General features: G+C 69.7%; 22 protein-coding genes. 12 read left to right on the top strand and 10 right to left on the bottom strand.

Features of this window, described 5'->3' with window-relative positions; translation table 11 throughout:
- Positions 1-267: 267 nt before the first annotated feature.
- The 7 genes from AB0H43_RS17675 (at position 268) to AB0H43_RS17645 (ending at position 8,271) form a co-directional block, all read left to right on the top strand.
- Complete coding sequence (locus tag AB0H43_RS17675) at positions 268-1,572, top strand: extracellular solute-binding protein (protein ID WP_360000428.1); 1,305 nt, start codon at positions 268-270, stop codon at positions 1,570-1,572.
- 69 nt (positions 1,573-1,641) lie between these two features.
- Positions 1,642-2,655 carry a sugar ABC transporter permease gene (locus AB0H43_RS17670; protein WP_360000427.1) on the top strand — a complete coding sequence of 338 codons (1,014 nt, stop codon included), beginning with the start codon at positions 1,642-1,644 and terminating at the stop codon, positions 2,653-2,655.
- A complete protein-coding gene (locus tag AB0H43_RS17665) occupies positions 2,652-3,545 on the top strand; it encodes a carbohydrate ABC transporter permease (RefSeq protein WP_360000426.1) in 894 nt (297 codons plus the stop codon). Before AB0H43_RS17670 ends, AB0H43_RS17665 begins: the two co-directional genes overlap by 4 nt.
- Complete coding sequence (locus tag AB0H43_RS17660) at positions 3,542-4,939, top strand: GH1 family beta-glucosidase (protein ID WP_360000425.1); 1,398 nt, start codon at positions 3,542-3,544, stop codon at positions 4,937-4,939. Before AB0H43_RS17665 ends, AB0H43_RS17660 begins: the two co-directional genes overlap by 4 nt.
- Before the next feature lie 11 nt (positions 4,940-4,950).
- A complete protein-coding gene (locus AB0H43_RS17655) occupies positions 4,951-5,979 on the top strand; it encodes a LacI family DNA-binding transcriptional regulator (RefSeq protein WP_360000424.1) in 1,029 nt (342 codons plus the stop codon).
- A gap of 200 nt (positions 5,980-6,179) precedes the next feature.
- On the top strand, positions 6,180-6,992 hold the full coding sequence (locus tag AB0H43_RS17650) for an amino acid-binding protein (protein ID WP_360000423.1): 813 nt from the start codon (positions 6,180-6,182) through the stop codon (positions 6,990-6,992).
- A gap of 241 nt (positions 6,993-7,233) precedes the next feature.
- Complete coding sequence (locus AB0H43_RS17645) at positions 7,234-8,271, top strand: GNAT family N-acetyltransferase (RefSeq protein WP_360000422.1); 1,038 nt, start codon at positions 7,234-7,236, stop codon at positions 8,269-8,271.
- A gap of 93 nt (positions 8,272-8,364) precedes the next feature.
- Here AB0H43_RS17645 and AB0H43_RS17640 read toward each other — a convergent pair whose 3' ends face one another.
- Positions 8,365-10,350 (bottom strand): SPFH domain-containing protein, encoded by a 1,986-nt coding sequence (locus AB0H43_RS17640; protein WP_360000421.1) that lies wholly within the window; start codon positions 10,348-10,350, stop codon positions 8,365-8,367.
- Positions 10,351-10,471: 121 nt separating this feature from the next.
- Between AB0H43_RS17640 and AB0H43_RS17635 the strand changes: the two genes are divergently transcribed.
- Complete coding sequence (locus tag AB0H43_RS17635) at positions 10,472-11,716, top strand: glycosyltransferase (RefSeq protein WP_360000420.1); 1,245 nt, start codon at positions 10,472-10,474, stop codon at positions 11,714-11,716.
- An 82-nt stretch (positions 11,717-11,798) separates the two neighbouring features.
- On the opposite strand, the gene AB0H43_RS17630 is transcribed toward AB0H43_RS17635, so the two are convergent.
- The 4 genes from AB0H43_RS17630 to AB0H43_RS17615 all read right to left on the bottom strand — a co-directional run bounded on the left by AB0H43_RS17630 (position 11,799) and on the right by AB0H43_RS17615 (position 16,070).
- Positions 11,799-12,743, bottom strand: a complete 945-nt coding sequence (locus tag AB0H43_RS17630; protein ID WP_360000419.1) for a hypothetical protein — start codon at positions 12,741-12,743, stop codon at positions 11,799-11,801.
- Positions 12,740-13,780, bottom strand: a complete 1,041-nt coding sequence (locus AB0H43_RS17625; protein ID WP_360000418.1) for an SPFH domain-containing protein — start codon at positions 13,778-13,780, stop codon at positions 12,740-12,742. The genes AB0H43_RS17630 and AB0H43_RS17625 overlap by 4 nt, the downstream gene beginning before the upstream one ends.
- 38 nt (positions 13,781-13,818) lie before the next feature.
- A complete protein-coding gene (locus tag AB0H43_RS17620; RefSeq protein WP_360000417.1) occupies positions 13,819-14,454 on the bottom strand; it encodes a TMEM175 family protein in 636 nt (211 codons plus the stop codon).
- 74 nt (positions 14,455-14,528) lie between these two features.
- Complete coding sequence (locus AB0H43_RS17615; protein WP_360000416.1) at positions 14,529-16,070, bottom strand: M4 family metallopeptidase; 1,542 nt, start codon at positions 16,068-16,070, stop codon at positions 14,529-14,531.
- A 272-nt stretch (positions 16,071-16,342) separates the two neighbouring features.
- Here AB0H43_RS17615 and AB0H43_RS17610 point away from each other — a divergent pair, with 272 nt between their 5' ends.
- Positions 16,343-16,987 carry a hypothetical protein gene (locus AB0H43_RS17610; protein ID WP_360000415.1) on the top strand — a complete coding sequence of 215 codons (645 nt, stop codon included), beginning with the start codon at positions 16,343-16,345 and terminating at the stop codon, positions 16,985-16,987.
- A 4-nt stretch (positions 16,988-16,991) separates the two neighbouring features.
- On the opposite strand, the gene AB0H43_RS17605 is transcribed toward AB0H43_RS17610, so the two are convergent.
- From AB0H43_RS17605 to bioB, 5 genes are all read right to left on the bottom strand, one after another.
- A complete protein-coding gene (locus AB0H43_RS17605) occupies positions 16,992-18,362 on the bottom strand; it encodes a nitric oxide synthase oxygenase (protein WP_360000414.1) in 1,371 nt (456 codons plus the stop codon).
- 15 nt (positions 18,363-18,377) lie between these two features.
- Complete coding sequence (locus AB0H43_RS17600) at positions 18,378-19,004, bottom strand: lysoplasmalogenase (RefSeq protein ID WP_360000413.1); 627 nt, start codon at positions 19,002-19,004, stop codon at positions 18,378-18,380.
- Positions 19,001-19,867: a sterol desaturase family protein gene (locus AB0H43_RS17595; protein WP_360000412.1), complete on the bottom strand. Its 867-nt coding sequence runs from the start codon at positions 19,865-19,867 to the stop codon at positions 19,001-19,003. Before AB0H43_RS17595 ends, AB0H43_RS17600 begins: the two co-directional genes overlap by 4 nt.
- A 28-nt stretch (positions 19,868-19,895) precedes the next feature.
- On the bottom strand, positions 19,896-20,075 hold the full coding sequence (locus AB0H43_RS17590; protein WP_360000867.1) for a hypothetical protein: 180 nt from the start codon (positions 20,073-20,075) through the stop codon (positions 19,896-19,898).
- 149 nt (positions 20,076-20,224) lie between these two features.
- Positions 20,225-21,220, bottom strand: a complete 996-nt coding sequence (gene bioB, locus AB0H43_RS17585) for a biotin synthase BioB (protein ID WP_360000411.1) — start codon at positions 21,218-21,220, stop codon at positions 20,225-20,227.
- A 55-nt stretch (positions 21,221-21,275) separates the two neighbouring features.
- On the opposite strand from bioB, the gene AB0H43_RS17580 reads away from it, so the two are divergent.
- The 3 genes from AB0H43_RS17580 (at position 21,276) to aspT (ending at position 24,905) form a co-directional block, all read left to right on the top strand.
- Positions 21,276-22,388 carry an 8-amino-7-oxononanoate synthase gene (locus AB0H43_RS17580; protein ID WP_360000410.1) on the top strand — a complete coding sequence of 371 codons (1,113 nt, stop codon included), beginning with the start codon at positions 21,276-21,278 and terminating at the stop codon, positions 22,386-22,388.
- Positions 22,385-23,143, top strand: coding sequence for a dethiobiotin synthase (bioD, locus tag AB0H43_RS17575; RefSeq protein ID WP_360000409.1), 759 nt, complete (start codon positions 22,385-22,387; stop codon positions 23,141-23,143). The genes AB0H43_RS17580 and bioD overlap by 4 nt, the downstream gene beginning before the upstream one ends.
- A 64-nt stretch (positions 23,144-23,207) precedes the next feature.
- Entirely contained in the window at positions 23,208-24,905 is a 1,698-nt protein-coding gene (gene aspT / locus AB0H43_RS17570) for an aspartate-alanine antiporter (protein WP_360000408.1), read from the top strand.
- Positions 24,906-24,927: the final 22 nt, after the last annotated feature.

Genomic DNA, 24,927 nt, shown 5'->3' with positions numbered 1-24,927 from the left:
GACCGGTGCACTCCCGGGCATGGGCCGTTCGGACCGATTGCCGTGGCCCGGTCGGTGGAGGTGACCGTCACGGTTGAGCGTGGAATCGCTGCTCCGCCGGGATAGACCCGGATAACAACTTGGGAACGCTCCCATCCCTCGCTTGACTTCCCCGTAACGTCACGGCAATCTCATGGGAGCGCTCCCGGAGGTGTGGTCCAGACCACATCCCGGGATGTCTGCACCATCCCCCACCTGCACTGAAAAACGACCTGAGAGGGGTCATCGATGGGCGTCACCTCGCGCCGCCGCGCCCTCGCGGCGGTCGCCGTCCTTGCGATAGGCGCGCTCGGCTTGGCCGCCTGTGGCGACGACAAGGACGGTACTGGCTCGAGCAACGAGCAGATCACCCTGAATGTCGACGTCTTCGGCAACTTCGGCTACGAAGAGCTCTACAAGCAGTACCAGGCCGCGCACCCGAACATCAAGATCGTGGAGCGTGGCACCGGCGGCCAGCTCGGTGACTACACCCAGCAGGTGACGCAGCGCCTCGCGGCCGGCAGCGGCCTCGGTGACGTGATCGCCATCGAAGAGGGCATGATCATCGACATGAAGTCGAAGGGCTCCGCCTTCGTCGACCTCAACGAGTACGGCGCCAAGGACCTGTCCGGCAACTTCCTGCCCTGGAAGTACGAGGCGGCCAAGACCGACGACGGCAAGCTCATCGGCCTCGGCACCGACGTCGGCGGCATGGCCATGTGCTACCGCACCGACCTGTTCCAGCAGGCCGGCCTGCCGACCAACCGCGACGAGGTCTCCAAGCTCTGGCCGACCTGGGACGACTACATCAACGTCGGCAAGCAGTTCAAGACCAAGGTGCCCAAGGCCGGCTTCATCGACGCGGTCACCAACACCTACAACAGCATCCTGATGCAGGAGGCCGGCAACACCACCGGTTACACGTACTTCGACACGAAGAACAACTACGTGACCGACAGCAACCCGGCCGTCCGCAAGGCGTGGGACATCTCGAACAAGATCCTCGAGGCGGGTCTGTCGGCCAAGCTCCAGGCCTGGACCGACCAGTGGAACGCGGGCTTCAAGAACGCGCAGTTCGCGACCATCGCCTGCCCCGCCTGGATGACCGGCTACATCACCTCGCAGAACGGTGACGCGGGCAAGGGCAAGTGGGACATCGCCACGGTCCCCGGCAGCGGCGGCAACTGGGGCGGCTCCTGGCTGTCCGTGCCGAAGCAGAGCAAGCACCAGAAGGAAGCCGCTGAGCTGGCCAAGTTCCTGACCAACCCGGCCGGCCAGATCGCCGCCTTCAAGTCGAAGGGCAACCTGCCCTCCTCGCCGCAGGCGCTGGACGACCCGGCCGTCAAGGCCGCGGTGAACGACTACTTCAGCAACGCGCCGACCGGCACCATCTACGGCGCCAGCGCGAAGGCTCTCAAGCCGGTCTACCTGGGCGCGAAGAACGTCCCGGTGCGTACCGCGGTGGAGAACGCGCTGCGCTCGGTCGAGCAGGGCCAGAAGAAGTCCGACGAGGCCTGGGCGACGGCGGTCGCCGACGGCAAGAAGGCCGCGTAAGCGGCTTAGCCAGCCAGCGCCGGTGCGCGGTCTCGGCCGCGCACCGGCGCCGAGCTTCCTGGAGTCACCATGAGTCTGCCGACCACTACTCCGGCACATTCGGCCGAAGTGCCGCCGCAGCCGGGCCGGGCACCCCGCTTGCCGTCGTCCTTCCTGGTACGCGCGTCGCGGTGGAGCCGTCTGGACACCAAGGCGTCGCCCTACATCTACATCGCGCCGTTCTTCGTCATCTTCGGGATCTTCGGGCTCTTCCCGCTGATCTACACCGGATACGTGGCGCTGAACGACTGGGAGGTGGGCGCTGACACGCACACCTTCGTTGGACTCGACAACTTCGTCAAGATCCTCAGCGACAACTACTTCTGGAACGCCGTCTTCAACACGATCGGCATCTTCGTGGTGTCGACCATCCCGCAGTTGCTGCTGGCACTGATGCTGGCCAACGCGCTGAACAAGCGGATGCGCGGGCGGATGTGGCTGCGGATGGGCGTACTGGTCCCGAACATCACCTCCGTCGCCGCGGTCGCCATCCTCTTCAGCCAGCTGTTCGCCCGCGACTTCGGTCTGATCAACTGGCTGCTGCACTTCGTCGGGGTCAGCCCGATCGACTGGCAGGCGCACAAGTGGACCGCCTGGCTCGCCATCTCGACCATGGTGGACTGGCGCTGGATGGGCTACAACGCGCTGATCTACCTGGCGGCGATGCAGTCGATCCCCAAGGACATCTACGAGTCCGCCGCCCTGGACGGAGCGTCGTCGCGTCGCCAATTCTGGTCGATCACGGTGCCGATGCTGCGGCCGACGATCATCTTCACGGTCATCATCTCGACCATCGGCGGCTTCCAGCTGTACGCGGAACCGCTGCTGTTCACCGGGGGAGCGAGCGCCTTCCTCGGCGGCACCCTGCGTCAGTCGCAGACCGTGACGATGTACCTGATGGAGCAGTTCTACAACAAGTTCGAGTACGGCGACATGGCCGCCGTCGCGTGGCTGCTCTTCTTCCTGATCCTCATCTTCAGCGGCGTGAACTACCTGATCACCGCACGGCTGGAGTCCTCCGGCAAGCGTGGAGGCAAGAAATGACCGCCGTCTCCGTCCAGCGTCCGCCGGCCCCGCCCGCGGCCAAGCCGCGACGCCGGAGCCGGGACGTCTTCCAGGCGACCCCGCTGACCTTCGTGATGCTGCTGGCGACGGTCGTCCTGTCGATCTTCCCGCTCTACTACATGATCGTCGTGGCGACCCGTGAGCAGGGCGCGACCAGCTCGGTGCCGCCGCCCCTGATCCCGGGCAGCAGCCTGGGCGACAACATCGGCCGGCTGCTGTCGAACGAGAACGCGGCGTTCATGACGGGCATGGTGAACTCGGCGATCATCTCGCTGACGCTCACCGTCTCGGTCGTGTTCCTGTCGACGCTCGCGGGGTTCGCCTTCGCCAAGCTGCGGTTCCGCGGCCGCAACGCGCTGATGCTGTCGATCCTGGTCACCATGATGGTGCCCGCGCAGCTCGGCGTGGTGCCGCTGTACATGATGATGGCCAAGCTCCAGTGGGCCAACCACCTGCCGTCGGTGATCGTTCCGTTCCTCGTCAACGGGTTCGGCGTGTTCATGATGCGGCAGTACGTCAGCCAGTCCGTGCCGGACGAGCTGATCGAGGCGGCCCGCGTGGACGGCTGCAACACCTTCCGGATCTACTGGAGCGTGGTGCTTCCGGCGCTCCGCCCGGCCATCGCCGTCCTGGCGTTGTTCACCTTCATGGCGCAGTGGAACGAGTTCTTCTGGGCCTCGCTCGCCATGGGCGACCCGTCCAACCCGACCGTGCAGATCTCGCTGCAGCACCTCTCGACGGGGTACTACAACGACTACGCGCAGGTCTTCGCGGGTACGCTGCTGTCAATCCTGCCGCTCCTGGCGGCGTTCATCCTGTTCGGCCGTCAGATCATCGGCGGCATCATGGAAGGTGCTCTGAAGGCGTGACCAGCAATTCCGACTTTCCGGCCGACTTCCTGTGGGGTGCGGCGACCGCGTCGTACCAGATCGAGGGGGCCGTCGCCGAAGGCGGTCGCACCCCCTCCATCTGGGACACGTTCAGCCACACCCCCGGCCGGACGGTCAACGGGGACACCGGCGACGTGGCGTGCGACCACTACCACCGGGTGGGCGAGGACGTCGCCCTCATGGCCAAACTCGGGCTGAAGGCGTACCGGTTCAGCACGTCGTGGTCCCGGATCCAGCCGCACGGCCGGGGTCCGGTCAACCCGGAGGGCATCGCCTTCTACTCGCGCCTCGTCGACGAGCTGCTCGATCACGGCATCCAGCCCTGGGTCACGCTCTACCACTGGGACCTGCCCCAGGAGCTGGAGGACGCGGGCGGCTGGCCCAACCGCGACACCGCCGAGCGGTTCGGCGAGTACGCCGCGCTGACCCAGGCCGCTCTCGGCGACCGGGTGAAGCACTGGATCACGCTCAACGAGCCGTGGTGCACGGCGTACCTGGGCTACGGCAACGGTCACCACGCCCCCGGGCGTACCGACCCGGTCGACGCCCTGGCCGCCGCCCATCACCTGAACCTGGGCCACGGCCTGGCCGTCCGGGCGCTGCGCACCGACCCCGCCGCGCGGATCGGCGTCACGCTCAACCTGCACTCGCTCCTGCCGAAGACCGACGCGCCGGCGGACCTCGACGCGGTACGCCGCATCGACGGCGTCGGCAACCGGGTGTTCCTCGACCCGGTGCTGCGGGGCACCTACCCGGAGGACGTCGCAGCCGACGTGGCGCACCTGACGGACCTCGAGTTCGTGCGGCCGGGCGACCTCGCGGTGACCAGCGCTCCGCTGGACTTCCTCGGGGTGAACTACTACAGCCGTCAGGTCGTGTCCGGCGCCTCGGGCTCGGGTGAGACCGACTCGCACAGCGGCGCCTGGCCGGGCAGCGAGCAGGTGGAGTTCCACCGGCGTGGTCTGCCGGTGACCCAGATGGGCTGGGAGATCGACCCGGAGGGGCTCACCGCGTTGCTGCGGCGTGTCCACCAGGAGTACGGGCCGATCCCGCTGTACATCACGGAGAACGGCGCGGCCTACGCGGATGAGGTCGCGGCGGACGGCACGGTGGCCGACCCCGAGCGGATCGACTACATCGGCCGGCACCTTGCCGAGGTCGCCGGCATGATCGGGGAGGGCATCCCGCTCGCGGGGTACTTCGCCTGGTCACTGCTGGACAACTTCGAGTGGGCCTGGGGCTACGAGAAGCGGTTCGGCCTGGTGCACGTCGACTACACCACCCAGGTACGCACGCCGAAGGCGAGCGCCTCGTGGTACGCCGACGTGATCCGGGCCAACTCGCTGATCACCGCCGACGGCGCCGGGAAGTAGAGTTCACAGTTATGGCACGTTCCCAGCGCGCCCGGTCCGCCGGGCGCCCCACGCTCGACCAGGTCGCCGCGCACGCCGGCGTCGGCCGTGGGACGGTGTCGCGCGTCGTCAACGGTTCTCCGCAGGTCAGCCCGGAAGCCCGGGCGGTGGTGGAGAAGGCGATCGCCGAGCTGGGATATGTGCCGAACCGGGCGGCCCGGGCGCTGGTCACCCAGCGGACGGACTCGGTCGCGCTGGTCGTCTCGGAGTCCGGTGAGCGGCTGTTCGCCGAACCGTTCTTCGCGGCGATCCTGCGCGGCATCAGCGCCGCCCTGTCCGAGACGCAGCTGCAGCTCTGGCTGGCGATGGCACAGTCGCCGGCCGAGCGGCAGCGCGTCGAGCACCACCTCACCGACCAGCACGTGGACGGCGTACTGCTCTTGTCGCTGCACTACGCCGATCCGCTGCCGGACCTTTTGACCGAACGCGGCCTGCCCGCCGTCATCGCGCCCCGCCCCGCCGACGGCGACGGCTACTACGTGGACGTCGACAACGTCGGCGGCGGCCGGATCGCTACCGAGCACCTCATCCAGTCGGGCCGGACCAAGATCGCGACCATCGCGGGCACCGCCGACATCTCACCCGGTGTCGACCGGCTCGCCGGCTACGAACAGGCGCTGAACCAGGCCGGGCTGCCCGTCCGCGAAGAACTCATCGCCCGCGGCGACTTCACCGAGGCCAGCGGATACGACGCGATGCGTGGGCTGCTGGGGCGCGTACCGGACTTGGACGCGGTCTTCGCCGCCTCCGACCTGATGGCGGCGGGCGCCCTCCGGGCGCTGCGCGAAGCCGGCCGGGTCGTCCCCCGCGACGTCGCCGTGGTCGGCTTCGAGGACTCCGTCATCGCCCGGCAGACCGAACCACAGCTGACCAGCGTCTTCCAGCCGGTCGAGGAGATGGGCCGGCAGATGGCCCGGATGCTCGTCGACCTCATCCGCGGCGAAGAACCCCCGCGCACCGTCCTCCTGGACACCCACCTGGTCCACCGCGCCTCCACCTGACCCGCCCCGCCGGTTTCCTGCGCGTTTTCTGCGCCATCATGAACTCTCGGTCGTGATCGACCGGCGTGTCGTGTCCGCAGCGGCCTGATCGATTCCCTAACGGCCTGATCAACGCGGGTCCGAGTCAACCCGGTGTGCCAACCGGCGGGGGACACAGTGTCGCAACTGTCCTGAAACGAGCGGGCAGGACAATATGCGCCATGTTGCTGCGGATCAGGGTGGCGTTGCCGGATCGCCCAGGCTCACTGGGCCAGGTCGCTCGTACGCTCGGCGTCGCGGGCGCCGACATCGTGCAGGTCGTCGTGCTGGAGCGCGCCGCCGGCCGGGCAGTCGACGACTTCACGGTCGTCTGGCCGAGCGGGGCGAGCGTTCGCCGCCTGCTGGCGGGCCTCGGTGCGATGCCCGGCGTACGCGTGGACGGGGTGTGGCAGGCGATCGGAGCGCCCGTGCACGGGGGCAACGACGCCGAGCTGCTGGCGCAGATCGCGGTGAACCCGATCGACGGCCTCAGTACGCTCGTCGACGCGGTGCCGACGTTGCTCGCCGCGGAGTGGGCCGCCGTCCTCGTCGTCCCGGCCGACTGGGCCGTACGCAACGGCAGCGCGGACGGCCTGACGGCGCTGAGCGCCTCGATCGGCCGCGCCGAACCGGCGGTCGCCCATGCCAGCTGGCGGGCGCCGCAAGCACCCCGGCTGCCGGAGGTGACCCCGTTGCGAGCACGGGCGCTGACCGGCCCCGACGGCACCCGGTACGCCGTCGCCCCGTTCGGCCGGGCCGGACTGGTGCTGGTGGTCGCGCGCGGTGGGGCGGAGTTGCCGCCGGAGCCAGAGCCCGCGTTCACCAACGTCGAGGCGCTGCCGGCGCCGACGGCGGCTGCCTTCCACGCCACCGAGGTCGACCGCATCGCCCAGCTCGTCCGGGCGGCGGCGCTGGTCCTCGGCGATCAGCTCGACCTTGTGACCGCTCCGCCGGTGGCGAAGGCCCGCGTCGAGGGGATCAGCTCGACCTCGTGACCGCCCCGCCGGTGGGGAAGGCCCCGTGGCGAGCAACGCGTGGCGAGGCCCGTGACGAGCACCCCGTGGCGAAGGGCCGGGTGGCGAACACCCCGTGGCGCGGACTGGGTGAGATCAACCACAGCAGCTTGGCGATTTCCCCTGGTAACCGAGGTGTAACAGCGGACCATGAGGGTTGAGGGAGAGGGGAGCGGCGCGGCTTCCGAGGGACAAGAGGTGACGAACCTGCGAGGGGGCGGCGATGACCTTGTGGCGGGTGCGAGCGACGATCGACGATCGGCCGGGATTTCTCGCGGTGTTGGCGGCCAGTCTGGCGCTGCGGTCGGTGAACATCCTGGCGGTGCAGGTGCACACGACTGAGGCGGGCGCGGTCGACGATTTTCTCATCGACGCCCCGGACCGGTTGACGGAGGCGGATCTGCGCGCGGCGGTGGAGAAGGGCCGGGGCAGGGACGCCTGGATCAGCCCAGCGGACGCCCATGGGCTGGTCGACCCGCCGACGCAGGCGCTCGGGCAGGCGGCCCGGTTGGTCGCGGCTCCGGAGAACTTGGGCGAGACGCTCAGTACGCTGCTCGACTGCGAGGTGGCCTGGCGGCCCTCCCGGGAGCCGCAGCGCTATTCGTCGCATGAGCTCGCGGTGGGAGATCCGCACGGGGGGACGCTGGTGCTGACCCGATCCACTCCGGTGTTCACGCCGGCCGAGTTCGCCCGGGCGCAGGCGCTCGCCGACGTCGCCGGGCAGGTCACGCGTACGCAGCTCGCGCAGGCCACGTTGCTGTTGCCGGACGGCACGGAACTGCTGCTGCGCCCGGCGACCCGGGCTGATCTGGCCGAGGTCGTCGCGCTGCACGAGCGGTGCTCGCCGGAGAGCCTGTTCCGGCGCTATCTCGCCGGTTCGCGGGGACCGTCGGCCTCGCACCTGGTGCGACTCCTTGAACCGCAGCGCGGCTGCGCTTTGGTGGCGGTCGACGCCGAAGGTCAGGTGGTGGCTCTGGCCAACCTGGTGGGCGAAGGTGAGATCGCCGAGGCGGCTCTGCTGGTGGCCGACGACTGGCAGCGGCGCGGCCTGGGAACGGCGCTGCTCCGGCGGTTGATCTCGGTGGCCCGTCCGGCCGAGTTCGCGGCTGTCCTCGTGCATACGCAGGCCGAGAACTCGGCGATGCTGCGTACGGTGCGCCGGATCGCCGACGCGCTCGCCGTCGATCCCGCGTACGACCGGGACGGAGCGATCGTCACGATCACGCTGGCGCTTGCCGGGAGGCGCGCGCTCACGCGATGACACCGGATCAGGGATCCGGGTCGAATCTTGGGCCAAGATTCGACCGAGATCCCTGATCCAGGCCGAAGCGATCTAGCGCGAAAAGGCAGCGGGTCAGTCGGCGGGGGAAGGCTGGGCGGGGAGGGTGACGCGGCCGTCGCCGAGCGCTCGGGTGAGGACCGCGGCGAGTCCGTCCAAGCTGGACCCTCCGGTGACCAGCACCTCCGGCACGATGTTGATCTTCCCTTCGGCGATGGCGGCGGCCACCGCGACGAGCGCGGTCGGGGTTTCGCCGATCGCCTCCCGCTGAGCGGAGAAGCCGGTCGCGCGGGCGACGCCCATCGCCTCGACCGCCTTCGCGTCGGCGAGGCCGATCGCCTGGATGCGGTCGGCCTCGGCCTGTCCGGTGACCCGGGTGTACGCCGCGTCGCCGCCGGCCTGCGCCTCGCGAGCCTTCGCCTTGCTGCCGTTGATGTCGACGGACACCTGGGCGGCCGCCAGTTCGGCCTGCATGTCGGCGGTGCCTCGGGCCTTCTCCATCTCGATGCGAGCGGTCTGGGCGAGTTGCTGCTCTTTGTAGGTCGCCCGTTCCTGGTTGGCGATCTCGCGGCGGGTCAGCACCTCGACCAGTTCCGGCGGGAAGGTGACGTCCTGGATGTAGACGCCTTTCGTCTCGATCTCATAGCCGGCGAGGTATTTCGTCACGACGACGTGCGCGCTCTGCTGCACCTGCTGCCGGGTCTCGATGAACTTCACCGCCTCCAGTTGCTGAAGCGTGTTGCGGAAGTGGTTGCCGACCGCCGACTGAAGGACCTCGTTGACGAGGTTCTTCATGGTGCCGACCATCGAGATGACCTTCGGCGCCCGCTGGTCCGGCACGTGGATCTGGACCTGGAGGTCGATCGTGAACACGAAGCCCTCGCGGCTCTTGCCGACGATCGGTTCCAGCCGGGCGTCGAGGTCGTGCGCCTGGGAGCTGGCGTTGGCCCAGTTGAGCGTCAGGATGAAGGTCGGGACCAGCTCGGCGGCGTAGATGCGGGGGTTGATGGCGTACTTGCCGGTGCGGAGGGGCTCCTGCCAGATGCCCCGATGGCCCGGCCGCACGATGCTGCCGAACTTGAACTCCTCGCCGGATGTGTCCAATGTGGGCAGGCCGACGAAGGACTTCACGACGGCCACCTCGCCCTGGTTCACGACCAGCATCGGCACCATCTCGACCCGGACGAGGAAGGGGTTGAGCAGGTAGGCACCGTAGAGCAGCGGATCGTGCTGCAGGCCGATCCGGCCGCCGTTGTCCAGGAACAACTGGAAGTCCTGGTAGTTGTTGTGGAGGTCGTTCTTCGAGCCGAGCAGGACGTCGATGATCTCGGCGTCCGACGTGTCGGCGGTGGCCTCCAGGGCGGTGACGTCGTCGAACCCGCCGAGCCGGCTGGACAGATCGCCGGACGGCAGCGGCTCGCCTTCGAGCGCGGTCACCAGGCCGATCATGTCGACGTTGCCGTGCGGCGCGATGACCGTCACCTCGAGGTGCTCGGGCCGCAGCTTGAAGGCGGCGGGCGTGAGCTTCATGTCGTGCGCCAGCGAGGCGAACTCCGGGGCCACCGGCAGCCCGAACACCCGGCGGGCGGTGATGACGAGGAAGCCGACCGGGTGGATCGGCATCAGGGTGCCGGGCGGGAGCACCGGCCGCTGCACGCCCTTCTCCCCGGCGTTGCCCATGAAGCCGCGGAGATCGGAGAAGTTGCCGAACGCCGGGTTGTACCGCGCGCTCTTCGCGCCGATCGGCAACGGCCGGCCGACCTGGGAGATCACCACGCCGATCTCGCCGGCCTGAATCTGCACCCAGGGATACTTGGTGACCGAGTAGACCGGCCACAGCTTGAACCGCGCGCCCGGCATCAGCAGGTCGGCCTGGTGCCCGGCCTCGCCGTGGAACGCGATGGGGTTGTCGTCGGGCAGCCTGCGCCCGAACCGCTTGGTCACCAGGCCGACTTGGGTCGGGCCGATCCGATGCCACGACTTGGCGACGATGAGCAGGAAGATCAGGAGCAGGCCTAGCGCGACGCCGACGATGACGGCGCCCGATGCGAGAGCCTCCATGAGTGGCCTCCAGCCACGAGAAGTGTCGATCTGACGCTAACTCCGCGCCGCAAGCGGATGTTTCGCCGCCGCACACTTGCCCGCTACCCGCACAACGCCGGAGACCCGTACCAAATGCGACATGACGCAGCAGCTCCTCGCGCCCGTGCCGGTGGCCGCCCGGGTCCAGCGGGTCGCCCACTTCACCGACACCTACCTTCCGCGCCGCGACGGGGTGGTGACGTCCCTGCGAACGCTCTGCGACGCGCTGACGGCGGACGGCTGCGACACGGTCACGGTCGCGCCCCGGCACCGATCCCAGGACCGCTGCCCTGAGCTGCTCACTCTCGGCTCGGTGCCGTGCGGCGTCGCGGACCTCCGGCTGGGCGGGTGGCCGCGCCGCACCCATCTCGAACGGTTCGCGGCGTGGCGCCCCGACCTCATCCATGTGCATACGCCCGGCCCCATGGGTCTCCTCGGCACGATCGCCGCGCGACGGCTCGGCCTGCCGCTCGTCCACAGCTATCACACCGACTTGTACGCGTACGCGGACGCGTACCGGATTCCGGCGCGCGCGATCGAACTGGGCCTGTCCTGGTACGCCAACCGCATCGGCGTCGAGCCGCCGAGCCCGGATCCGGCCCGTTCGCGGCGGCATGCGGCGATCGACGGGCTGAACCGGTTACTCCTGGGCGACGCCGCGGCGGTGATCGTTCCGACCCCGGCCGTGCTCGCGCGCGGTGGACTTCCCGTCCCCGATGAGCGGATCTTCCTCGTTCCGGCCGGGGTCGCCCCGCGTACGCCGTCGGCCGGGGACATCGCCGAGTTCCGTCGCCGACACTCCATCCACGATGGACCCGTTGTCCTCTTCGTCGGCCGGGTCAATCGCGAGAAGGGCGTGGACCTGCTGGTGAAGGCGTTCGCCTCGGTCGTGCGTACGGTGCCGGACGCTCAGCTCGTCCTCATCGGAGCGGTCTACGAGCGCCGGTGGCTGGCCGGGCTGCTCCACTCGACCGGGATCGCCGACCGGGTGGTGGCCACCGGCCAACTCCCGCCGGACGAGGTCGCCGCGGCGTACGCCTTGGCCGACGTCTTCGCCTTCCCGTCGCGTACCGACACCCAAGGCCTGGTGTTGCAGGAAGCCGCACTGGCCGGGGTGCCGAGCGTGCTCGCCGACGCGCAGTTGCACCGGACCGGGGCGCTGGGCGGCGCGACCAGGCTGGCCGAGCCCACCGCCGAGGCCTACGGGCGGGCGCTGGCCGACCTGCTCACCGATCCTGCCGCAGCCCGCCGCCTGGGCGCGGCCGCCCGCGAACGGGCGTTGGCGCACACTCCGGCCCGGTACGCCGCCGCGATGCGCGACGTCTACGACCGTGCCGCCCGGTAGCCGCACCCCGCCCAGCTCGCGGCCCCACCCGCGCCGCCCCGTCAGCGCTGGATCAGGGATCCGGATCGCACCGCCTGAGGCCTCAGGCGACGACGAGGTTGAGGTGCTGCTGGGCGAGGCCGATCGAGACGCGCTGCCCCCAGGTCAAGGTGAGGTGGTCGGTCTCGATGCCGTCGGCGAAGCAGACGAGCTGTTCGCCCTCACTGATCAGTTCCAGCTGCTGGCCGGGGCCGAGCGAGCCGGCGGTGAGGGCGACCCCCGTCGCGGGTGACGGCCAGGCCTCGCGGACGAACCAGGTCAGCTCCCGGTCCTGGGGGCCGGGCAGGGCCGGCGGGCGGGACCGCTCCCGGGCGATCGAGGCGCACCAGCCGGTCGCGCCGGTGCCCGTGCCGACCACGACTCCGGACGACGAGTGCCGTTCCCGCCCACCTTCTGGTGTGGACAGCGCGTAACGGGCCGACTGGTGGGAGCCGTGGCCGAAGTAGATCTCGTTCAGGCCGGTCAGCCGCTGGCCGTCGTCGAGGATCGCGACCGCCATCGTCCGGGACTCCACAGTGGCCGTTCCGGTGACCACCGTCGGGAGCAGGCGGGACGCGGCGTCGGCCGTGACCCGCACCAGTACGCCGGGATTCCGGCCGGGTTCGGGGTCGACGCCGACGACCGGCTGCCCGGACAGGTATTTGGCGACGTTGGCGACCAAGCCGTCCTGGCCGACGGCCACGACGATGTCCTCGGGGCTGAACAGGAACCGGGGCAGGTCGGCGCGGTCGACCGCACCGCGTCGCCAGTCGGCCGGGATCGCGGCGCTCACCTCGGTCAGCGCCGCCTCCAGCGCGTCGTGGCGGGCCTGCACCTCGTCCAGACTGCGGCCCCGTTGGCGTAGAAAGTAGCCCGCCGCGCCGCGCGTACCGTGGCGGTCGAGGAGTTCGGCCAGCTCGCTGCGCCGGGAGACGACCACCACCCGGGGAGCGAGCGTGACTGACCGCACTCCTGGCGGCTCACGCAAGCGTTCGCCGGCGTAGCTCATCGGGACTCCGAGCCGCCCGAGAGCTTGGCGAGCAGCTGAGTCAAGACGTCGGGAGTGACGGTGAGCGACTGGATGTCGGGCAGCTGCCCGGCGAACTCCCGCAGCGTCAACGACTGCAGTACGCCGGGCGGCAGGTCACGATAGGCGCCGACGCGGGCGGCCTCCTTCTCCGCCTCGGCCAGCCCGACGACGCGTACGGCGTTGGCCCGGGCGTCGGCGAGCAGCTTCTCCTGCTCGGCCTGTGCGGTCGCGGCCACCCGCTCCCGTTCGGCCGCGCCCTGGGCGGCGGCGAGCTGCGCGGCCGCGTCCAACTCGGCCTGCCGCCGGGAGTTGGCGCCGTGCTGCTCCACGAGCTGCTGCTCCCGGCGAGCCAGCTCGATCTTGTTCTGGAGTTCGTTCTCGGCGATCGCACGCTCCTGCTCGACTGCTTGCGCGCGGCGGGCATACGTGGCGCGATCGGCTTCGGCCTGCACGGATTCCCGGGTCGGCGTCTGCAACGCCCGCTCCAGCTCCGGTTCCGGGCGGATGGCGACGACCCGGGCGCTCACGACCGCCACTCCGAGGTCGGCGAGCCGGGGGTCGTCGGCGAGCGCGGCCGACACCGCCTCGCGGACGGGGGAGATGCCGGCGGTCAGCGCCTCGGCCAGCGGCAGCCGGGCCAGCAGGTCCAACGCGGGCTGCTGGGCCAGCTCGGCGAGCAGTGTCGCCACCTGGTCCAGCGGCCGGGAGCCGGCCACGCCGGTCTGCGGATGGATCGAGAAGTCGAGCCGGGACGCGGCCACCGCCGGTTCGGCGACCCGGTAGGTAACCGTCGCCTGCACCGTCACGTCGGTGAAGTCACTGGTTCGCGCGTGGAACAGCAGCGGCAGCTCCCGATCGTCGACCGGCACCTCGCTGAGGACCGCGGTCAGCGGGCGGTACCAGAACGACAGCCCGACGCCCTCCCGCTTCACCTTGCCCTTGGCGTGATGCCGGACCCAGTTGGTCGGGGTGCTGCGCAGGTGCCGCAGAAAGAACCTGCGGGAGATGTCGGCCATGACTTCCCTTCCGGGATGAGGGGGTGCGCGCAGTGATGCTACTGAGCCGCCGCACGCTCCTGCCGGCCTCGGCGGATCCGCATGCCGATGGTGGAGATGGGCCAGGCGCTGATCCAGAAGAACGTCGCCCAGTCCGGGTCGGCGAACGCGATCGGAATCGACAGGCCGAACGCGACCAGCAGCGCGGACGCGCCGAAGACCATGTTGCTCGGAGCCGTCGTGGGCGCGTCCTCACTCCAGAGCTGCTGACGCGTCGCGGTCTGGGCCATCAGAATCCAGACGACGGCCCACAGCACCATGACGCAGGCGTAGAAGACCGGCCCGGCCGGGTGGTCGCCGAGCCCGGTGAGGACCTTGGTGGCGAACGGCATGAGGACGATCGCGAACAGGCCCAGGATGTTGAGCCAGATCATGCCGTAGGTGAGCCGCGCGATCTGCTGGAACATCCGGTGATGGTTGAACCAGAGCGTGGCGATCACGGCGAAGCTGATCAGGAAGGCCACGTAGTCCGAGCCCAGGTACTCCTTGAGCTGGTGGACCCAGTCTTCACCGCTCGGCACGGGCAGCTCGATGGCCAGCAACGTCAAGGCGATGGCGATGACGGCGTCGGAGAAGAAGATGACGCGTTCCAGGCCATGGCCGGACTCGGGCGCGATCTTGGGGCGTTCGGTCACGGCGTCATTCTGGCGTACGCCACCGACAGGTGCGGCCCCCAGGTAGTCCCCGGGGGCCGCGTTGAGAAACGTACTTACGACACGCTCACCGCGGACCAGGCGGCCGCGACGGTGGCGTACTCGGTCGAACCCGAGCCGTAGAGGTCGGCGGCGGCCGAGAGGGTCGCCGTCCGCGCGCCGCTGTACGCCGTGCGCGAGGTCATGTACACGGTCAGCGCGCGGTACCAGATCGCGCCGGCCTTGGCGTTGCCGATGCCGGTGACGGTCGCACCGTTGCACGTCGGGCTGGTGCCCCACGACGAGGTGCCGCTGCCGACGGCCAGCAGGTAGAAGAAGTGGTTCGCCACGCCCGACGAGTAGTGCACGTCGAGCCGCTTGACCGAGCTGGACCAGCAGTCGGCCGACGCCCCGTCCTTCGACGGCTTGTCCATGTAGCGTAGCGGCGCGCCGCTGGTCTGCAGCTCCTCGCCGATGAGGTAGTCGCCCGGGTCGTTGGCGTTGTTGGCGTAGAACTCGACCAGGGTGCCGAAGATGTCGCTGGTCGCCTCGTTGAGGCCGCCCGACTCGCCGCTGTACCGCAGGCCCGCGGTGTTGCTCGTGACGCCGTGGCTCATCTCGTGCCCGGCCACGTCGAGCGAGGTCAGCGGGGTCCAGCCGGTTCCGCCGTCACCGTAGGTCATGCAGAAGCAGGAGTCGCTCCAGAAGGCGTTGGTGTAGCCGCTGCTGTAGTGGACCCGGCTGTACGCCGCGACGCCGTCGTTGCGGATGCCGGTGCGACCGAAGGTGTTCTTGTAGAAGTCCCAGGTCATCGCCGCGCCGTAGTGGGCGTCGACGGCCGTGGAGTTCCGGTCGCTGAGCGTGCCGTTGCCGAAGACGTTGCTGCTGGAGGTGACCAGCGTGCCGGTGCCGGAGGTGGCGCCGAACAGGTCGTAGGTCTTGTGACCGCCCCGGGCGGAGTCGTTGAGCTGGTAGGTGCCGCCGCTGAGGACGGTGCCCACCGCGACGTCGCCGTTGTGGAAGCCGTGGCCCACACCGTCGGTCTGGATGGCGTCCCACGAGTCACGGACAGCGCCCGTCTTCGCGTCGACCAGGACGTGCAGTTCGCTCGGCGTCTTGTCGGCGGCCACTCCGCTGACGACCACCTCGTACGCCAGGGCGGTGTCGGCCCCGTCGGCGTCGACGACGAGCTGCGAGCCGTCGACCCGGCGGGACGCCGCCCGCGAGGCGCCCAGGGCGGCGGTCGCAGCCTGGGCGGCGGACAGCGAAGGCGTCGTGGACAGCGTCAGTCCACCGCGCAACGCGTGGCTCACACCCTTCCACGAGTTGCCCTTGCCGAGGTGGACGACGGTGTCGCCGCCGAGGACCGGCAGGCCTTGGTAGTACCGGTTGACGCGGACGTGCTCGGTGCCGTCGGCGTCGGTCTGCACGTTCCGGAGCGTGAACGACTCTCCGGCGCTGACCGCGCCCGCGGCCGCGTGGCTCTTGAGCTGCGCGACGGCTCGGCTGAACGGGCTGGGCGCCGCGGGGGCGGCGAGCGCGACCGGCGAGGCGGCGGCGAACAACGCCACCCCGGCGACCGCGGCACCCAAGACGGGGGTGATCCGGCGGATGGACAAGGTTTTCCTCCCTTGGTCAGGCGGACCGGGGCTGAGCTTCCTCGCCACGGTCCGTCCGGGTTAGTCGCCCATGGGCCGGTAGGCCAGGACGGCTGAACAGAAGGATGCTCATCTCCACGTGGTTTGTAAATATGGCGATGAAAGAATTACTCACGGTGATGATCGCCGGGTTCCCGACAATCGGCGAGCTTCCGCAGTGTCGGTGTCGGGCATTAGGCTCGCCGCGCTGAGTGATGGCTGAACAAGACGGACGACAGAAGGCTGGTTCGACAATGGCCGTGGTACGGCGTACCGGCACGATCCCGCAGCAGGCCTCCACGAAGGACGCCGCGCCGCAGCAGGCCCAGGCGCCCGGCGACGCCGAGACCGCGGCGGTCCCGACGATGCCGGCCCATCTCTGGGCGTTCGGGGTCGGATTGGCGTTGGTCGGCGGCGGCCTGCTCGCCGCCTGGGCGATCTGGGCGAACGGCCCGGTGAACACGTTCCGCGCCACCAGCGAGGGGTCCATCTTCGCCGGTCTCGTCGTGGTGACCGCCGCCGTCGAGCGCGTGCTCGAACCGTTCACCCGGTGGCTGCCGGGCCGCGCCGCGCAGCACCGCTATGACTGGGCGCTCGCCGCGATGGAGAACGGCGCCGGCACGACGGCCGCCACCGCCAAGGCGAAGGCAGACCTGGAGCAGGCCAAGGCGGACAAGGGCATCATCGCCTGGGGGCTGGCCACCGGCCTGGCCACCGTGATGTCGGCCAGCGGCGGCTTCTACCTGCTGCACATGATCGCCGAGAACCCGCAGTGGGACGCCGTCCCCGCGTGGGTCGACTCGCTGATCACCGGCCTGATCGTGGGCAGCGGGACCAAGCCGGTCCACGACCTCATCAGCCGCGTCCAGCAGAACAAGGAGAAGGGCCAGCTCGCCTAGCCGCCTAGGCCTTGCGGTTCCCGCGCAGCCAGCCTTTGCGCAGCGGCCCGGCGTCCGGGCCGCCCAACGCCAGGGACTCGGCGACGACGGGCACCTCATGGGTGGTCTCGTCGGCGGCCGGCGCCGCTGGGCGTACCGCCGGGTGATCCCGAGTGCGTTGCGCGGGCAGTGCCCCAGTCACGGACGTGGCGACCGCGACGCTGGCCGAGGCGTGGAAGGGGCAGCGCGACAAGTCCTTGGCGTTCTCGTCGAGGTAGAAGTTGGGCCGCTGGTCCGCCTCGGCGTAATACCGGTGGAAGACCGGGGTCGCGCCGCCCGACAGGGGCGGGACGATCCAGGACCAGTCGGCCGGGACCGTCCGGCCGGCCTTCTCCTCCTTGGCGATGTGGGTCAGGAAGTGCCGTGACTCCGTGTGATGGTCGGCGATCTTCACGCCGGCCCGCTCGAAGGACCACAGCACCGCCCGGTTCAGCTCGACCAGCGCGCGGTCGCGCCACAGGCTCGACTCGCGGGTGGTGTCGAGGCCCAGCCGAGCCGCGATGGCCGGGAGCTGGTCGTAGCGATCGGCGTCGGCGAGGTTGCGCGCGCCGATCTCGGTGCCCATGTACCAGCCGGAGAACGGCGCGAGCGGATAGTGGACGCCGCCGATGGTCAGCCGCATGTTGCTGATCGCCGGGACCGCGTGCCAGCGCAGGCCCAGCTCGGCGAACCAGGCCAGCTCGGGATGGGTCAGCGGCACTTCGAGCACCGCCTGCTCGGGCAACTCGAACAGGTGCGGCTCCTGGCCGGGCTCCTGCAGCACCAGCGGCAGAATGTCGAAGGCGCTGTGCTTGCCCCTCCAGCCCAGCTCGGTGACCGCTTCGGTGAAGTCGGCGTACAGGGGGTCGCCGATGCCGTCGCGGTAGCCCGCGTAGCGGATCAGCTGCTCGTTCCACAGCACGGTTCGCGGCCGGCCCGGCACGGCCTGCGGAAAGATCGAGATGACCGGACGGAGGCGGCCGCGGTTCTTGCCCTGTCCGGCGGCGATCTCCAGGTGCTGGACGAGCTGCTCGGCGGTGGCGTCGACCCCGGTGACGCCGCGGAGGTCACGGACGACCAGGCTGTTCCAGTAGAGCCGGCCGATGCACCGGCTGGAGTTGCGCCAGGCCATCCGTGCCCCGTAGATCAGCTCCACCCGCGTGTGCGCGTACGTGCCGAGGGCGTCGATCTGTTCGCGTACCTGCTCGACGCGGGCGGCGACGAGTCGCGCGTCCACGCCGAGCTTCGGTTGTTCGGCGTACAGCCGCCGCAGGAAGTCTTCCGCCTCGACCGGATCGGTGGGCTCGTTGTGGAACTGAGTGAGGGGGGCGTCGCGATAACCGGGGGCCGGGCTCATCCGGTCATTTAACGGTTACGATGCGTTGTCCATAGCGGACACTTTGTGCGACTGTCGCGCCCTGATGACAGCCGTCGCGAGCAGCACCTGGGCTAACGCATAGGTGACCATCACCCAGATGTCCGGGCCGGGCAGCTCGTGATCGGCCAGGCCCAGCGCGATGAGCGTGTCGGACAGGACGAAGAACGCGCCGCCGAGGCCCGCGCGCCACCCGAGGCGGGCGGAGGTCGCGCCAGTGGTGAACAGCAACAGAGAGTACGCGGCCACGGGGATCCGCAGCGCGCCGAGATCGGGCCACAACCACGCGATCAAGCCCACCCAGAGCAGCACATAGACCGGGAGGACACTGAGGCGGCGACGCCCGTGCCGGACGAAGTACGCGATGTAGCAGACGTGCGCGGCCCCGAAGAATCCCATGCCGACGAGGAAGAGGAAGTCGGGTTCGGCGAACTGAAGGGCCACGTCCCCGGCCGCCGACAGCAGCAGGGCGGCGACGATGAGGCCCGGCCCCTTCCGAAGCACGACGTAGAGCGCCAGCAACGGCATGAGCAGCGGTTTCGTGGCCCATTCGGCCCAGGTGACGTCGAAGGCGGAGACGACGATGTGCGTCACCGCGAGGACGGCGTACAGCGCGAGGATCACTTGCCGGCCCCCTCGGACTCGGCGGGCGCCGCCGGCTCCCAGCCCGGACCGGCGAAGATCCGGCCGAGCCGCTCCCGCCAGGTACGCGCGGCGCGCAGATCCCGGCCGATCGAGGCGTACTCGTGGAAGGCGACGCGCAGCGGGTTGTGGGTGCCGATGTTCTTGGTCAGCCCGTAGATCGGCCGTTCGGTCTCCGGGGCGAACGAGCCGAACAGCCGGTCCCAGACGATCAGGATGCCGCCGAAGTTCCGGTCGAGGTAGCCGCCCTGCGACGCGTGGTGCACCCGGTGGTGGGACGGGGTGTTGAGGAGGAACTCGAACGGCCGGGGCAGCTTGTCGATGCGCTCGGTGTGGATCCAGAACTGGTAGACGAGGTTCACCGAGCTGCAGAAGGCCAGCACCGCCGGGTGTACGCCCAGCGCGATCATCGGCAGGTAGAACAGCCAGCTGGTGAACCCGGTCCACGGCTGCCGGAGCGCGGTGGAGAGGTTGAAGCGGCGGCTCGAATGATGCACGACGTGCGACGCCCACAGTACGCGGATCACGTGGTGGCTGCGGTGCGACCAGTAGTAGAAGAAGTCCTGCGCGAGCAGGCAGACCAGCACCCATTGCCAGGTGATCGGCACGTGGAGCGGCGTCACCAGGTTGATCGCCGAGTAGACCAGCGCCGGGACGATGCCCCAGAGCAGGTCGAAGCCGAGGCTGCCCAATCCCATGGACAGGCTGGTGGCAGTGTCCTTGGCGGCGTACCCCAGCTCGTCGTCGTCCGGGTGGAGCCGGTACGAGATCGCCTCGAGCAGGGTCAGGAGGATGAACGCCGGGATGGACCAGAGCACGACGTCGGGCAGGTCGGGGACGGGCATGCGCGGATACTAGTGAGTAACTCTCGCGTTAGGAAGAGCGTGCTCCGTGTTCGACACAGGTCGCCGACCAGCCCGTCGGGACGACCTGCACTTTCATCCGCCGGCCGCACTCCGTGCAATAGCGCGGCGGCTCCAACTCCAGCGCCGCCGCGCAGCCGGCATGCGCCGGCCCGGCCACCAGCTGCCGCCCGCACCGCGGGCAATGCATAGTCTCGCTGCTCATCCGGACCCCTCCTCGAAGCGTGATCATTGCGTCAGCCATGCTGGTACAACGGGCATTTCACAGCCCGAAACGACTGACTGAACTTCTGGCGGCTCGCGCAAGCGCTCGCCAGCGGCTGACGCAATGATCAAGAACTACAGGGTTGCCGACAGCGCCTTGACGGGCATCTTCAGGTCGGCGAGTAGCTGCAGGTCTTGGGTCGCCGGGCGGCCGAGGGTCGTCAGGTAGTTGCCGACGATCACGGCGTTCACCCCGCCGAGCAGGCCGTCGCGCGTACCGAGGTCGCCCAGGGTGATCTCGCGGCCGCCCGCGTACCGGATGATCGTCCTCGGCATCGCGAGCCGGAAGGCGGCGATGGCGCGCAAGGCGTCCTTGGGGTCGAGGACCGGCTGGTCCTCCAGCGGCGTGCCGGGGCGCGGGTTGAGGAAGTTCAGCGGGACCTCGTGCGGGTCGAGGTCGGCGAGCTGGACCGCGAACTCCGCGCGCTGCTCGACGGTCTCGCCGAGGCCGAGGATGCCGCCGCAGCAGACCTCCATGCCGGAGTCGCGGACCATCTTGAGGGTGCCCCAGCGCTCCTCCCACGAGTGCGTGGTGACCACGTTCGGGAAGTAGGTCCGGCAGGTCTCCAGGTTGTGGTTGTAGCGGTGGACGCCCATCTCGACCAGCTCGTCCACCTGCTCCTGGGTGAGCATGCCGAGGCTGGCCGCGACGTTGATGTCCACAGCCTCCTTGATCGCCTTCACGCCCTCGCGCATCTGCGTCATCAGCCGGGCGTCGGGGCCGCGGACGGCGGCGACGATGCAGAACTCCGTCGCGCCGGTGGCCGCGGTCTGCTTGGCCGCCTCGACCAGCGACGGGATGTCCAGCCAGACGGCCCGGACCGGCGAGGAGAAAAGCCCCGACTGGGAACAGAAGTGGCAGTCTTCTGGGCAGCCGCCGGTCTTCAGCGAGACGATGCCCTCGACCTCGACCTCCGGCCCGCACCAGCGCATCCGCACCTCGTGCGCGAGCTGGAGGGCGTCGGCGATGCGCTCGTCCGGCAGCCGCAGGACCTCCAGCACTTCGGCCTGGCCGAGGCCGACGCCCCGGTCGAGAACCTGCTCACGGGCGCGGTCGAGGATGTCGGTCATGGCCGTACCCTACAAGGTGCCTTAACCAACGCTCACCTCGAAGGGGACCTGCGAAGTGTCCGACTGGCTGGCCACTCTGGCGCGCAAGGCAGAGCTGCGCGACAAGGCCGGACTGCGACGTGAGCTGCGTCCCCGTCCGGCCGCCGATCCGGTGGTCGACCTGGCCGGCAACGACTACCTCGGGCTGGCCCGCCACCCGGAGGTGCTCGCCGCGGCGGGCGAGGCGCTGGCCGAATACGGCCTGGGCGCGACCGGGTCGCGGCTGGTCCGGGGCACCACCGAGCTGCACGCGGAGCTGGAGCGGGAGCTGGCCGCCTGGATCGGCACCGCCGAGGCGCTGGTGTACTCGTCGGGGTACCTGGCGAACCTCGGCGTCGTCCGGGCGCTGGTCACACCGCAGACGGTGCTGGTGGCCGACGAGCACGTGCACGCCAGTCTGATCGACGGCTGCCGGCTGTCCGGGGCTCGCACGGTCACCTATCGCCACGGCGATCCCGGTCACCTCGCGAGCGTGCTTCGCGACACCAAGCGCGCGGTGGTGCTCACCGAGTCGGTCTTCTCCGTCGACGGTGATCTCGCCCCGCTGCGGGACCTGCACCAGGTCGCGCGCGAGCAGCATGCCCTGCTGCTCGTCGACGACGCGCACGGCCTCGGGGTCGTCGAGGACTCGACCGCCGGGCTGGCGGGCGCCGACGACGTGGTGATCACGGCCACTCTCTCCAAGGCTCTGGGTGGCGCGGGTGGCGTGGTCGCCGGTCCGTCCGCGCTGGTCCGGCATCTGATCGACACCGGGCGCACGTTCATCTTCGACACCGCGCTGCCGCCGTCGGTCGCGGCCGGCGTCCGCGCCGCGGCCAGGATCGCGATCACCTCCCCCGAGTTGCGGGTCGAGCTCCGTTCGCGCAGCTTGTACGCGTACCGCCGGCTGGCCGACGCCGGATTCCGCGTACGCCCGCCGGCTGGTGGCGTGGTGTCGGTGGAGGCGCCCTCGGCCGACCAGGCGGCGGCCTGGGCCGCCGCGTGCCTGCGTTCGGGGGTGGCGGTAGGGTGCTTCCGGCCACCGTCCACTCCGGACCACGTGTCCCGGCTGCGGCTGACGGTCAACGTCGGAGTGCCCCGGGCGGCCTTCGAGCAAGCGCTGGAGAAAGTCGTAGAGGCAGCACCATGAACACCCCTCCCACCGGTCCCCTCACCGGAACCGTCATCGTCACCGGCACGGACACCGGGGTCGGCAAGACCGTCGTGACGGCCGCCATCGCCGCCTGCGCCACCGCGAGCGGACTGCGGGTCGCCGTCGTCAAACCCGGGCAGACCGGCGTCGACCCCGCGTACGGGGAGGTCTCCGACGAGGAGGTGGTGCGGCACCTGGCGGGTCCGGCCACCACCCGGACGCTGGCGTCGTACCCCGATCCGCTCGCTCCGCTCGCGGCGGCCCGGGTGGCCCACCTGCAGCCGCTCGACCTCTACACCGTCGTGGACGAGGTCAAGCGGCAGGCGGCCGACCACGACCTCGTCCTCGTCGAGGGCGCCGGGGGACTGCTGGTTCCGATGGGTCCCCGCCTGGCGGACATCCCGGGCGGCGGCTCGTGGACCGTCGCCGACGTCGCGGTGAGCTTGGGCGCTCCCGCCGTCGTCGTGGCCCGAGCCGGACTCGGGACGCTGAATCACACGGCGCTGACCCTGGAGGCGCTGGATCGCCGGGGTGTCAGCGGCCTGGTGGTGCTGGGCGCGTGGCCGGCCGAGCCGGAGCTGGTTCATCTGACCAACCTCGACGATCTGCCCGGTGACCTGCACGGACTGCTCCCCGACGGCGCGGGTTCCATGGAACCTGGGGTGTTCCGGCGCAGTGCGCCCGGCTGGCTGACGGAGACGTTGTACGGCAGTTGCGAGGACCCTCGAATGCTGGCCGAGGACGATTACTGATCTTGCCCGTGGATGTTTCGCAATCACCACATCCAGTCAGGGCATTTGCCGTAATTTGCCTGGTATGTGGCATTGGTTCAAGGAGTCGATGCAAGCTCATCCCGAGCTTGCCATCTTCCTGACCCTCGCCCTGGGCTTCACCATCGGCCGACTGAAGATCAAGAGCGTCACCCTCGGCTCGGTCACCGGTACGCTGCTCGCCGGCGTCCTGGTCGGTCAGCTGGACATCCAGATCCCCGACCTCGTCAAGACGGTGGCCTTCATCGGCTTCCTGTTCGCCCTCGGCTACCGGGTCGGGCCGCAGTTCTTCGCGGCCCTGAAGAAGGACGGCGTACCGCAGCTGGTGATCGCCGTGATCGGCTGCGTCTTCGGCCTGATCGTCGCGTACGCCATGGCGAAGATCATGGGCTACGGCCCGGGCTGGGGCGCCGGACTGCTGGCGGGCGGGCTGACCCAGTCGGCGGTCATCGGGGTGGCGACCGACGCCATCAACGGCTCGTCCAGCATCCCCGACGATCAGAAGCAGACCCTCGTCAACCAGATCCCCGTCGGGTACGCCGTCTGCTACCTGTTCGGGACGGCCGCGGCGGCGTACTTCCTGTCGCAGCTGGCGCCGCGGATGCTGGGCACCCGGAACCTCGCGGCTGAATGCGCCGAGCTGGAGAGGCAGCTCGGGACGTTCTCCGACCCCGACAGCCAGCCCGCGTACCGGCAGGTGGTGCGGCGGACCTATCGCGTCTCCGAAGGTTCGGAGCTGGACGGCAGCACCGTGCAGGCCGAGGAGACGCTGGCCCGGAACCGGGGTCGCCGGATCTACCTCCAGCGCTTCCGGCGTGGGGACGAGCTGGCCTTCACCACGCCGGACACCGTTCTGCGGGCCGGTGACGTCGTCACGGTCACGGCGAACCACAGCGACTTCATCCACGGCGAGATGACCGCCGTCGGCACCGAGGTCGACGACACCGAACTGCTCGGCTACGACATCGAGACGCTCTCGGTCGTCCTGCTGAACAAGAAGCTCCAGGGGCGTACGCTCGCCGAACTGGCCCAGCAGGACGAGGCGCGCAACCTGTTCGTCAAGAAGGTGGTGCGTGCCGGCGTCGAGATCCCGTTCGGTCTGACCACCGTCCTGCACCACGGTGACGAGCTGACCATCGAAGGCCCCAAGGAGCTGGTCGAGCAGGCCGTCCCGGTCATCGGCAAGCCCAACCGGACCAGCGACGAGACCGACTACTCCTACATCGGGTTCGGCATCTTCCTCGGTGGGCTGATCGGCATCCCGACGGTGGCCATCGCCGGGGCGGACATCGGCCTGACCACCAGCGGCGGCGCGCTCATCATGGGTCTGATCTTCGGCTGGCTGCGCTCGCGGAACCCGTCCTTCGGCCGGTTCCCGCCGGCCGCGGAGTGGTTGATGGACACCGGCGGCCTGTGCATGTTCGTGGGCATCGTCGGCATCCAGTCCGGCCCCAACTTCATCTCCGGGGTCAAGAGCGAGGGGCTTGGGCTGCTCTTCGCCGGGCTGGTCGTCACGCTGCTGCCGATGTTCCTGACGCTGTTCCTCGGCAGGTGGCTCTACAAGTGGCCCACTGCCACGAACCTCGGGTCGACCGCCGGCACGTTCACCACGACGGCGTCGATCGGAGCGATCTGCGACGCGGCGAAGAGCCGCGTGCCGGTCCTCGGCTACACGGTCCCGTACGCGATCGGCAACACCCTGCTCACCATCTGGGGGACGGTCATCGTCGCCCTCTTGTCCTAAGTAGAACGATCTTTCGGGGGGA

Origin of the sequence: Hamadaea sp. NPDC050747 (assembly GCF_040654195.1) — a bacterium.
Classification (GTDB): Bacteria; Actinomycetota; Actinomycetes; order Mycobacteriales; family Micromonosporaceae; genus Hamadaea.
Note: the sequence above shows the minus strand (reverse complement) of the source record. Positions and strands in the feature narration are given on the sequence as shown.

Excerpts from the sequence above, each read along its gene's own strand:
- AB0H43_RS17650 (WP_360000423.1), top strand. The coding sequence starts at position 6,180 with ATGTTGCTGCGGATCAGGGTGGCGTTGCCGGATCGCCCAGGCTCACTG.
- aspT (WP_360000408.1), top strand. The coding sequence starts at position 23,208 with ATGTGGCATTGGTTCAAGGAGTCGATGCAAGCTCATCCCGAGCTTGCC.
- bioD (WP_360000409.1), top strand. The coding sequence starts at position 22,385 with ATGAACACCCCTCCCACCGGTCCCCTCACCGGAACCGTCATCGTCACC.
- AB0H43_RS17595 (WP_360000412.1), bottom strand. The coding sequence starts at position 19,867 with ATGCCCGTCCCCGACCTGCCCGACGTCGTGCTCTGGTCCATCCCGGCG.
- AB0H43_RS17675 (WP_360000428.1), top strand. The coding sequence starts at position 268 with ATGGGCGTCACCTCGCGCCGCCGCGCCCTCGCGGCGGTCGCCGTCCTT.
- AB0H43_RS17655 (WP_360000424.1), top strand. The coding sequence starts at position 4,951 with ATGGCACGTTCCCAGCGCGCCCGGTCCGCCGGGCGCCCCACGCTCGAC.
- AB0H43_RS17645 (WP_360000422.1), top strand. The coding sequence starts at position 7,234 with ATGACCTTGTGGCGGGTGCGAGCGACGATCGACGATCGGCCGGGATTT.
- AB0H43_RS17625 (WP_360000418.1), bottom strand. The coding sequence starts at position 13,780 with ATGGCCGACATCTCCCGCAGGTTCTTTCTGCGGCACCTGCGCAGCACC.
- AB0H43_RS17610 (WP_360000415.1), top strand. The coding sequence starts at position 16,343 with ATGGCCGTGGTACGGCGTACCGGCACGATCCCGCAGCAGGCCTCCACG.
- AB0H43_RS17670 (WP_360000427.1), top strand. The coding sequence starts at position 1,642 with ATGAGTCTGCCGACCACTACTCCGGCACATTCGGCCGAAGTGCCGCCG.
- AB0H43_RS17605 (WP_360000414.1), bottom strand. The coding sequence starts at position 18,362 with ATGAGCCCGGCCCCCGGTTATCGCGACGCCCCCCTCACTCAGTTCCAC.
- AB0H43_RS17590 (WP_360000867.1), bottom strand. The coding sequence starts at position 20,075 with ATGCATTGCCCGCGGTGCGGGCGGCAGCTGGTGGCCGGGCCGGCGCAT.
- bioB (WP_360000411.1), bottom strand. The coding sequence starts at position 21,220 with ATGACCGACATCCTCGACCGCGCCCGTGAGCAGGTTCTCGACCGGGGC.
- AB0H43_RS17640 (WP_360000421.1), bottom strand. The coding sequence starts at position 10,350 with ATGGAGGCTCTCGCATCGGGCGCCGTCATCGTCGGCGTCGCGCTAGGC.
- AB0H43_RS17665 (WP_360000426.1), top strand. The coding sequence starts at position 2,652 with ATGACCGCCGTCTCCGTCCAGCGTCCGCCGGCCCCGCCCGCGGCCAAG.
- AB0H43_RS17635 (WP_360000420.1), top strand. The coding sequence starts at position 10,472 with ATGACGCAGCAGCTCCTCGCGCCCGTGCCGGTGGCCGCCCGGGTCCAG.
- AB0H43_RS17630 (WP_360000419.1), bottom strand. The coding sequence starts at position 12,743 with ATGAGCTACGCCGGCGAACGCTTGCGTGAGCCGCCAGGAGTGCGGTCA.